The sequence below is a fragment of the Elusimicrobiota bacterium genome (genome assembly GCA_041660185.1).
Lineage (GTDB): Bacteria > Elusimicrobiota > Elusimicrobia > 2-01-FULL-59-12 > 2-01-FULL-59-12 > JBAZWU01.
Genome location: JBAZWU010000012.1, coordinates 46,618 through 53,522, shown reverse-complemented (window position 1 = coordinate 53,522; position 6,905 = coordinate 46,618). Strand labels below are relative to the sequence as shown.

General features: G+C 60.8%; 7 protein-coding genes and 1 tRNA gene. All 8 read left to right on the top strand.

The features are described 5' to 3' along the window. Positions 1–943: adenylosuccinate lyase (purB, locus tag WC859_09465; protein ID MFA5976372.1), on the top strand; the 943-nt coding region annotated here is incomplete at its 5' end. Positions 944–1,091: 148 nt separating this feature from the next. After that, positions 1,092–1,164, top strand: a tRNA-Val gene (locus WC859_09460). Positions 1,165–1,275: 111 nt separating this feature from the next. After that, on the top strand, positions 1,276–1,761 hold the full coding sequence (locus tag WC859_09455; GenBank protein MFA5976371.1) for a type II secretion system protein: 486 nt from the start codon (positions 1,276–1,278) through the stop codon (positions 1,759–1,761). Beyond that, positions 1,742–2,425, top strand: a complete 684-nt coding sequence (locus WC859_09450) for a hemolysin III family protein (protein MFA5976370.1) — start codon at positions 1,742–1,744, stop codon at positions 2,423–2,425. Before WC859_09455 ends, WC859_09450 begins: the two co-directional genes overlap by 20 nt. Positions 2,426–2,519: 94 nt before the next feature. Next, positions 2,520–3,788, top strand: a complete 1,269-nt coding sequence (locus WC859_09445; GenBank protein MFA5976369.1) for a hypothetical protein — start codon at positions 2,520–2,522, stop codon at positions 3,786–3,788. Positions 3,789–3,802: 14 nt separating this feature from the next. Continuing rightward, positions 3,803–4,495: a hypothetical protein gene (locus tag WC859_09440; GenBank protein ID MFA5976368.1), complete on the top strand. Its 693-nt coding sequence runs from the start codon at positions 3,803–3,805 to the stop codon at positions 4,493–4,495. A gap of 1 nt (position 4,496) precedes the next feature. Continuing rightward, positions 4,497–5,456: a hypothetical protein gene (locus tag WC859_09435; protein MFA5976367.1), complete on the top strand. Its 960-nt coding sequence runs from the start codon at positions 4,497–4,499 to the stop codon at positions 5,454–5,456. After that, the gene (locus WC859_09430; protein MFA5976366.1) at positions 5,453–6,904 is read left to right on the top strand and encodes a FecR domain-containing protein; all 1,452 of its coding nucleotides are present in this window, start codon (positions 5,453–5,455) and stop codon (positions 6,902–6,904) included. The genes WC859_09435 and WC859_09430 overlap by 4 nt, the downstream gene beginning before the upstream one ends. The last annotated feature ends 1 nt before the right edge of the window (position 6,905 follow it).

Genomic DNA, 6,905 nt, shown 5'->3' with positions numbered 1-6,905 from the left:
CTCGTGTCTGCGAGCCACTATCGGACATCTGGCGCGCAAGCACGTGGGTACGTTGATGATGGGGCGTTCGCACGGCATTCACGGCGAACCGATCACCTTCGGCATCAAAGTGGCGGGGTGGTACACCGAGATGACGCGCGCACTGGACCGGCTGAAGCACGCGCGGGATGTGGTGCGGGTGGGAAAACTCTCCGGAGCCATGGGCACTTTTGCTCACCTCGATCCTTCCGTCGAAGCGTATGTGTGCCGTAAACTGGGGCTCAAAACCGAGCCGGTGGCCACGCAAGTCATTCCGCGGGACCGCCATGCGGAGTTCCTCTGCGAGCTGGCGGTGGTGGCGGCCGGGCTTGAGCGGATCGCTACCGAGATTCGTCATCTTCAGCGCACCGAGGTGCTCGAAGCTGAAGAACCCTTTACCAAAGGCCAGAAGGGCAGCTCCGCGATGCCGCACAAGCGCAATCCGATCGCGAGCGAAAACCTCTGCGGCCTGGCGCGGCTCATCCGCAGTTATGCGCAGGCTTCTCTGGAGAGCGTGGCGCTCTGGCATGAGCGGGACATCAGCCACTCTTCCGTGGAACGCGTTAATCTGCCGGATGCGACGATCCTTCTGGATTTCATGATCACCCGGTTGGATAAAGTCTTGTCGGGGCTGCAGGTCTATCCCGAAAATATGAAGCGGAACATGTCCAAAACCGTGGAAATCATCGCGTCTCAACGGATATTGCTCGCGCTCGTGGACAAAGGCTTGCGCCGGGAAGACGCTTACCGGATCGTTCAGGATTATGCGATGCGGGCCTGGCAGAAGGGGTTGCGGTTCCGCCCGCTGATCGAAGCCGATGAGCGGATCACGCGCTATCTGGACCGCCGGGAACTGGATTCTTGCTTTGACGTCCGGCGCTATGTGCGGTACCAGCGGGAACTCCTGAAACGAGCCGGTCTTTAATCTCGGGCGGTTAGCTCAGCACCGTCCCCTGTACTCGCCGCCAGAGGCGGCTTATGGGTCGGTGCAGTCCCGTCGATATAGCTCGCTTCTGGCGAGCCATATAGAGGACGGGACAGCGGTTAGAGCACCGCTCTCATAGCAGACTTTCGGGCGGTTAGCTCAGCGGTTAGAGCACCTCGCTTACACCGAGGGGGTCAGAGGTTCAAATCCTCTACCGCCCAATTTTTTAGGCGACGGGTTCACCCGCCACAAAGCAGGCGGGTGAGCGCTCGAAATGTGGCGCTCAAATCCCTCACCGCCCATATGTCTCTCTATAAAATGCTTCCGGAGAAATGATTTTGACGCGAAGAACAAACGGTTTTACGTTGATCGAGTTGATGATCGTTGTGGCGATCATCGGAATCCTGGCCGCTGTCGCGATCCCGCAGTTCGTTAATATGATCGCGAAATCACAAGAAGCCACCGCCAAAGGACACTTAGGAGATCTGCGCAGCGCCATTTCGATCTATTACGCCGATAATGAGGGGCTCTATCCGCCGCCTTCGGCCACCGACACGGCGCTGAAAGACGCTCTCACATCCGGTCAAAAATATCTTTCCGCTCTTCCCACCATCACGCTCCCGGCCACCGCGAGAAATACGGGACACCCCGCCTCCAACAGTGAAGGAAACACGACGCAGGCGGCCTGTCCGCCTGTGGTGACGGATGTTCCAGATCAGATCTTTTATTACGATGCCGCCAATAATAATTGCTGGGGCCATGTCTATATCCACTGCACCCACGCGGATCTCGCAGGAAATGCCTGGTCGGGTTTTTAATTTTAGGAGTCGTATTAACAAAAATCGGGATCAATCATCGGGAGAGGAGATCGCCAACAGCATCAGCCACGGGATAGGCCTTTTGGCCGCTCTGATTGGAATTCCGTTTCTCCTTCAGCAGACCGCGCGAACCGGAGACAGGGTTTTTCTCGTAGCCAACTCCATTTTTCTATCAACGATTGTGCTCTTGTATCTCACCTCTACGCTCTATCACGCGTTGCCCAAGGGAAAAGCGAAACATGTTTTCCGGATTACCGAACACATCGCCATTTTTTATCTGATTGCCGGGACATATACTTCCTTCACGCTGGGCATCCTTCGCGGTCCATGGGGGTGGACGTTCTTTGGCCTCACCTGGGCCCTGGCTCTGATGGGCGTGGTCCTCAAACTGACTAGCGGCGTACGCCACCCTGTTATTTCAACGACGCATTATCTGCTGATGGGCTGGGTCATTGTGATTGCGGTTCGTCCGCTCTGGCTCCGCCTCTCGCACATGGAATTTGTTTGGATTTTTCTGGGAGGCCTGGCCTATACCGGAGGTGTTGTGTTCTACGCGCTCGATTCCCGTATGCGATACAGCCACTTCATCTGGCATTTATTCGTGATGACCGGAACGGTTCTGCATTATTTTGCTGTTTATTGGTACGCGGGGAGGGCCGTTTAGGAAAGGGATCTAATGCTTTTTTGTTCCTTGAAAATCAGCACGATATCAGGCATCCTTGGACTCGACAAGCTGGAAAACCGTTGAGGGAGGGATCATGAAGTCATGCCGGAAGCGTTGCGGGTGGTGGTTCGGATTCGGATTGGGATGCGGCCTGATCGGCTGCACCGCTTCGCAGGAACAGCTGGCCTGGCAGGTCGCGCGGGATTCCAACGCGCCGAGCGACTATGCCAATTACATGCGCCAGTATCCGAGCGGCGCCCACGCGGAGGAGGCCCGCTGGGAAGCGGTGCGGCGGACCGATACCGTCTCCGCCTATCTGGATTTTCTTCGCGCCAATCCCTCCTCATCCCGCAAGTCTGAAGTCGAAGAGCGGATCAGCGCGGCGACCGCAAAGCCCCTTTCCGTTTCCGACAGCACCGCCTACCTGGCTTATGTCCGCACGCAGGTGAAAAATCCATCGAAGAAAACGCTCGAACGCGCCGGGCAGGTTCGGGCGAAATTGGAGCCTTTGGAGTGGGACGCCGCGCGTTCCAGCGGCGACCTTCTCCAGCTGGTTTTCTTTCTGAGGAAATATCCGGCATCGTCTCACGCGGCAGACGCTCAGGCTCTGGTGATGGAGAAGCGTTTCGAGGCTGTGAGCAAAATGAGCCATCCCCTGGCTTATCAAGCCTTCCTGCAGTTTTATCCAAAGGGATCCCGTTCCGATGAGGCTCGCGTGCTTCTGGAGAAATCACAAGAACCTTCCGGTACCGAAGACCCGGGGGCGTTTGATCCGAAAGCCGCTCTCAAAGACGCGGCGGCCAAGGATCCCGCGCTGGAACGGCAGGGATGCTCCGTGATCCTGGCCAGCCGTATCCGGAAAGGGGGGGCGGATTTTGAGATCGATGCCTGGCGGGAGCATATGAATGGTTTGAGAAATAATGATTCCCCCATGCCGCCGGAGTGTGCGGGGCTTCCCGGGCTAACACTGGACGCCGAGAATAAGGCCGCGGCCGCGCGCGCGGCACGCCTGCTCCTTCATGGGCGCGAGGATCTCGAGGCCTTCGCCGGCCGCGTCAAAACGATGCAGGACCGGGCGGATCTCGTCAAGCGGTCGTCCAAAGCCGCCGATCAACTGGCGCAGCAGCTTGAATCCGACGAACTCTCCGAGGGAGTGCTCGGGGGTGGGGCGCTGGGAGGGGTTGACCTGGGCCTGGCGGAGAAGGGTTCGGCCACCGCCATGCGGGCCAAGGAACGTCTGGAGGTTTTGGCCGCTGCGGCGGCCAGCCACGCGGATACCTCCGCGAAGCTCCTCCGGACACAGGCCGGACAGGCCGATGCGGTCCGTTTCTATTTAATGTCGTTGCTGAAGGTTGAATCCTGATGGAGGTCCTGACCATGATTTTTCGACGTCCGATCGCGAGGGTTGTTCTTCTTCTGGCTGCTTCGCTGGTGTGCCCGCCTTTCCCTCTGGCGGCTGAGGAGACTCCTTATTTGACGGCCCCGTCCGGAGGGGATGCTTTGGCCGATCTTCCCGTACTGGATATCCAGGAACTCAAGAAGGAAGCCGACACGCTGCAACGCAAGGCTAACCTTCTGCGCGAAGCGGCGCAGAAGAAATACGCCGAAGCGAATCATTTGCGCCAGCAGGCGGGCGGCTACCGCGCGCAGGCGAACGCCACCACCCAGGCGGTGCAGGCGCGCGCGGCCGCGTCACAGGGGACCAACGAGCTGTTGGGCGGCCTGATGGGCATGCTGGGGGCGGTCAGTCCGATGCCGACGCCCAGCCAGAGCGCGACGCTGGGCCTGACGTCCAAGCTCATGTCGGCCAATCAAAACCTCGATGCCAGCAGTTCCGCCGAATCCCAGATGGCGGCCAGCCAGGGCGAGATGCAGGCGGAAAAAAACGCCGGCCCGCTTGAAATGAAAGCCCAATCCTACGAGGACGACGGCAACCGGCTCACGGCTGCCTACAACAAGCTTCAGAGCCTGGCGAACGCCCGGTTACTGCTTCTGATGTCCGAAGAACTGCGTAAGACCATCCTGCAGGACCGCGAGTATCTCGCTACCGCGAAGAAGCGCCTCTCGTAGTATGCCGCCTTTCCAGCGAGCCGCCGCCCGCCTGACGGGCCTCGTGCTTCTGACGCCGGTCCTCGTATCAGCGGAACCCGCGGGAGGCGAGCATGCCCAGGCCGATGTCCGTTGCGCCGCTGCCAAGCGTGCTGCGACCCAGGCGGCGGAACAGGATCGTCGTGCACGGGAGTTCGACCGGCAGGCGCAGCTCATCGCTCAGGAATCCTCCCGGATGGAACTGCAGATTCGCCAGCTCCGGAACGATCAGCAGCTCAAAGAAACACGGCTGACGAGCCTTCAGAAGCAGCTGCGGGAGTCGGCGCGGCAGACCGAAAGCGCTGTCCAGACCGCCCGGTCCCGCTTTGCCGCTTCGCGCTCGCAGGCCATGGACACCGGTTCCAGCCGCGCGCTGAATTACGTGGAGCGTGTGCTGTCGAGCCTCAGCCAGTTTTCCGGAAGTCTGGCGCGCTGCGCGGATACTCCCCAAAGCTGCAGCGTGCCGGTTTTGAACTGCCCAGCCCCGCCCGATGTGTCGGTCTCTCCGGGCAGCGGCCCCTCGAGTCAATTCATACGGGACGTGAACACCAGCAACAGGCAGTTCGTGAATGAGTATTATCAGTCCTGCGCGCAGGCGGGCCGCGCGGCCGTGCAAACGGTGCAGGAGGTGCGCGCGGCGCAGTCCGATCTTGAATCCGTTCGCCGTCGCCTCACTCAGGAGGAACAACGGAAACAGCAAACAGACCTGAAGCTCCGGCAGGCCCGGAGCCAGAGCGCGGCGGCATTGGCGGAGGCAAAACGTTTTACAGAAGAAGCCAAGCGCGAGTCGCAGGCGGCCGATGCGTTGATGAGCGTCTCGGATTATTGCCGGACGCCGACGGTGGATTACTCCGCGCGGCTCAAAGCCTTGCGCGACGCCGCTGACACGGCCGGCCGGAAGACCGACGAATTAATGAAAGCCCCTGGAAAGGATTCCCGATGATTCAGCGAAAGAGGCAGGTGCTCATGATTTTGGCGGCGGGTATTTTTACAACCGCCGGTGTTCAGGCGGAAAAACGGGGCATGGGCCCGCGAACGACCTACGAAAAATCCAGCGAATCAACCACCGGCGTCATTGATGCCGGCGCCGGATCCTGCCTCACGGCTGCCGAGGCGGGCGACGTCAAGGCCGTGATGGCGGCGTTCAAGCGCCACTCCCGCCAGGCCGAGGAACTCCGGAAAAGCTTTGTCGAAGAGAGCGACGCGCACACGAAACGCCAGGCGCACCTCGCGGAACTCGACCGGCAGCTGGCGGAAGCGTCCGACACCGAACGCGCCATCCTGCAGTCTCAGCCAAAATCGCCTCAAGTGGCGGAGGTCCGCGCGATCCAGTCTCAGCTTCGGAAACAAAAGGAAGAACTCGCGGCGTATGACCGCGCCCAGGAAGCGGCGCAGAATCGCCTCCTCAACGAGATTACAAAGGCGCAGCGCTGCGCCCGGGAGATCGCGACGAAGCGCGACGAAATGCGCCAGGGCGCCCTCGAGGAACAGCGGGGAACCGTTGAATGGCGCCGCAAAGGCAGCGGCAGCGGCTGGGACGTTCCAGCGGGTGAGGTGGTTCTGCACCCGGGAGATTCGATCCGCACACGGGAGGACGGTCACGTGCGGCTCCGTCTGCCGGATGGGAGCCTGATGGAGCTCGGGCCTTCGGCCGGGTTTACGCTTTCGGCGGATCCCGGCATTTTTGGAGAACAGCTCTACGGGAGCATCCTTTATAAGATCCAGCAATACATGAGGAAAATGGAAGTCCGCACCCCCGCCGCGGTCTGCGCGGTGCGCGGAACGGAATTCTCGCTCAAGACCAGTTCCGGGACAGCGACCCAGTTGACGGCGGTGGACGGCCATGTGGAGTTCACGGCGCGGCCCGGAGCGGCGGATGCCGCCCGGCAAACCGCCTGGTGGGCGGGTCTGGCGCCTTCGACAGCAGCGGAGTCGTTACCCGGCGGCACCTTCGCAAAGTTGGGAGAAGGCTCCGCGCGAGTGAAGCACCCCGGGGGTGTTTGGAAAACGGCCCCAACCGGCGAGCTCTTTAAAGCGGATGATCTGGTCCGGGCGGATGCGGCTCCGGTGGCGCTCGAGCTCTCCGGAGGAATCGCGGCCCTGTTGGCGCCGGGATCCGTTCTTCAACTGCGCCAGGATAAGGACGGCCATCCGCTCTACGGCCTGTGGCGCGGCAGACTCTATGGCCGGCGGCCGGCCGGGACCGCAGGCCCCGAACCGACCTTTACGTCTCCGACGGCTGTCTGCGCTGTCCGTGGAACCGAATTCGAGTACCACGTCCCGGAAGCCGAGGCGCCGGAATTCATCATTTATGACGGAGCCATTGATGTGACGGCAGATGAAAAGCGTTTTCAAAACCCGGAGCTCTTCCGGGCTTGGTGGGAGGACTAGT